The 3161-nt window shown below is 66.1% G+C and carries 1 pseudogene; it reads right to left on the bottom strand.

From position 1 onward, the window contains the following. Positions 1-3161, bottom strand: a pseudogene (locus tag WG924_RS28025) (tandem-95 repeat protein); the annotation flags it as partial.

The following is a 3161-nucleotide window of genomic DNA, read 5'->3' as shown; positions in this document are numbered from 1 at the left end:
CGTCAGCTCGACCGTGTCGCCGGCATCGACATCGCCGCTCGTCACCGTGCCGATCACCGCGCCGGGGTTGTTCTCGGCGACCGCATTGCCGCTGAGAACCGGTGCCGTCGGGGCTTCGTTCACATCCGACACGCTCACGGTCAGGCTGGTGCTGGCGGTCAGGCCGTTGGCATCCGCCACCGTCACCACCAGATCGACGGTCGCCGCCGTCTCATGGTCCAGCGACACCCCGTCCTTCAGCTTCAACTGGCCGTCGACCACCTCGAAGCGGTCATCATCCACCGTGAAGCTCAGCGTGTCGCCGGCATCCGGATCGGTCGCCGTCACCGTGCCGATCACGGCACCGGCCGCGTTCTCGGCAACCGTGTCACCTGTGATCACCGGTGCTGCCGGTGCTTCGTTGACATTGGTCACGGTAATGGTCACGGCACGGCTGGCCGTGAGCCCGCCGCCATCCGTGGCGGTGATCACCAGACCGATCGTGCCGGCGGCCTCATGGTCGAGCGCGACACCATCTTTCAGCTTCAGCACCCCGCCTGCGATCTCGAACCGGGCATCGCCGACCGTGAAGGTCAGCTGACCATTGCTGCTGGCAGGCGCGTCCGGATCCGTGCCGGTCACGCGGCCGATCGTGGCCCCAGGGCGGTTCTCGGCAACTGTGGTCGCATCCAGAACCGGTGCCGCCGGTGCCTCGTTGACATCCGTGACCGTGATCGTCAGCGCCGCGTCGAGCGTGCCGCCATCGGCACCCGTCGCCGTGATGATCAAGGGAATGGAGGATGCAGCCTCGCGATCGAGCGACACGCCATCCTTCAGCTTCAGCGTCTGGATGCCGCCGTCTTCGACGATTTCAAAGCGCGCATCATTGACCGTATAGCTGCCACCGGCGGGGTCCGGAAGTGTACCGACCACCGCACCCGCCGCATTCTCGGCAACCGTGCTGCTGCTCAACACCGGCACCACCGGAGTCACGCCATCATCGACGACCGTGATGGTATAGGCCGCGGTGCTGCTCAGCCCGCCCGCATCCGTGGCCGTGATCACCAGGTCAACCGTCGCCTCGGTCTCGAAGTCCAGCGACACGCCGTCGCGCAGCTTCAGAAGGCCGTCCACGATCTCGAAACGGGCATCGTCAACGGTCAGCGTGACGATATCGCCGGCATCCGGATCGGTAACGTCGACGCTGCCGACGCTGGCGCCGGGCAGATTCTCAGCCACCGTCTGGGCCGACAGCACCGGCGCCGCCGGTGCCTCGTTCACATCACCCACCGCAATCGTCACCAGGCTGGTCGTCGCGAGGCCGGCCAAGTCGGTCGCGGTCAGCACCAGGGTGATGTCAGAGGCCGCCTCGTGATCAAGGGCAATGCCGTCGCGCAGCTTCAGCACGCCGCTCACGATCTCGAACCGGGCATCGTCGACCGCCAGGGTCACGCTGTCGGCGGCATCGGGATCGCTGGTCGTGACCGTGCCGACACTGGCGCCCGGGGCGTTCTCGGCCACAGTATTCCCGGTCAGCACCGGCGCCGTCGGCGCCTCATTCACATCGCCAACCGTGATGGTCACCGCATCGCTGGCAGTGAGCCCGCCCGCATCCGTGACGGTGATCACCAGATCGACGGTGGCCGCCGCCTCATGATCGAGCGCCACGCCATCCTTCAGCTTCAGAACCCCGCCTGCGACCTCGAAGCGGTCATCATCGACCGTGATCGTCAGGCTGTCGCCAACATCCGGGTCGCTGGTCGCGATCGTGCCGATGACGGCGCCGGCCGCGTTCTCCGCAACCGCGGTGCCGGTGAGCACCGGCGCCGACGGCGCTTCGTTGACATTGGTGACACGGACCAGCACATCGGCCGCCGCCGTGCCGCCATCGGCACCGGTCGCGGTCAGGCGCAAGCTGATCTCAGCCGCCACCTCGCGGTCGAGGGACACACCATCCTTCAGCTTCAGTGTGAAAACACCAGCCACGTCGATGACCTCGAACCGATCATCATCAATGGCATAGCTGCCACCGTCATTGTCCGGCAGCGTGCCGATAACCGCCCCGGCCGCATTTTCCGCCACAATGCCGCCACTCAACACCGGCGTCGGTGCCACGATGCCGTCATCAACGACGGTGACCGTGATATTGGCGGTATTGGTCAGGCCATCGCTGTCGGTGGCGGTGATCACCAGAGCGACGCTCGGCTCGGTCTCGTAATCGAGCGCCACGCCATCCTTCAGCTTCAGCGAGCCGTCGACGATCTCGAACCGGTCGTCATCAACCGTGAAGGTCAGCGTATCGCCGGCATCCGGATCGGTGCCGGTCACCGTGCCCAGCATGGCACCGGCGTCATTCTCGGCAACCGTCGAACCCGACCACACCGGCGTGGCCGGGGCCTCGTTCACGTTGTTGACGAAAATCGTCTCAACCCGCCTTGCCCGCATGCCGTCGCCATCGGTGGCCGTGATCTCAAGGTCGATGCTCGGCTCGCTCTCGTAATCGAGCGCCACACCATCCTTCAGCTTCAGCGTGCCGTCGACGATCTCGAACCGGTCGTCATCGACCGTAAAGGTCAGCGTATCGCCGGCATCCGGGTCGGTGCCGGTCACCATGCCAATCACAGCGCCGGCGTCGTTTTCGGCAACCGGCACACCGGACCAGGTCGGCGTGGCCGGAGCCTCGTTCACGTCCGTGACCGTGATCGTCACTGCGCGGGTGTTGGTCAGGCCACCACCATCCGTGGCCGTGATCACCAGATCGACGGTCGGCTCGCTCTCATAATCGAGCGCCACGCCGTCCTTCAACTTCAGAGAACCACCGACGATCTCGAACCGGTCGTCATCGACCGTGAAGGTCAGCGTGTCGCCGACATCCGGGTCGGTGCCGGTCACCGTGCCGATGACGGCACCCGCCGCGTTCTCTGCCACCACATTGCCTGCCAGCGAGGGCTGACCAGGCGCGTCATTCACCGCCGTGACGTCGAGCGTGATGGTGGCACTGTCGGTCAGCGCGCCACCGGTGCCGGTGTTGCCGCCGTCATTCACCGTCACGGTCAGCGTCACATCGGCAGTCGCGTTCGCCGCCGGCGTGAAGCTCACGCCATTGGCGGCGATGAAGGCATTGATCGCCGTCACCGTGCCGCTCAGCGTCCGGCTGGTCGCCGTGCCGCCGACGGTCACGC

The sequence above is a fragment of the Tistrella arctica genome, assembly GCF_039630945.1.
GTDB classification, from domain to species: Bacteria; Pseudomonadota; Alphaproteobacteria; order Tistrellales; family Tistrellaceae; genus Tistrella; species Tistrella bauzanensis.
This window is presented reverse-complemented; position numbering and strand designations above follow the sequence as displayed.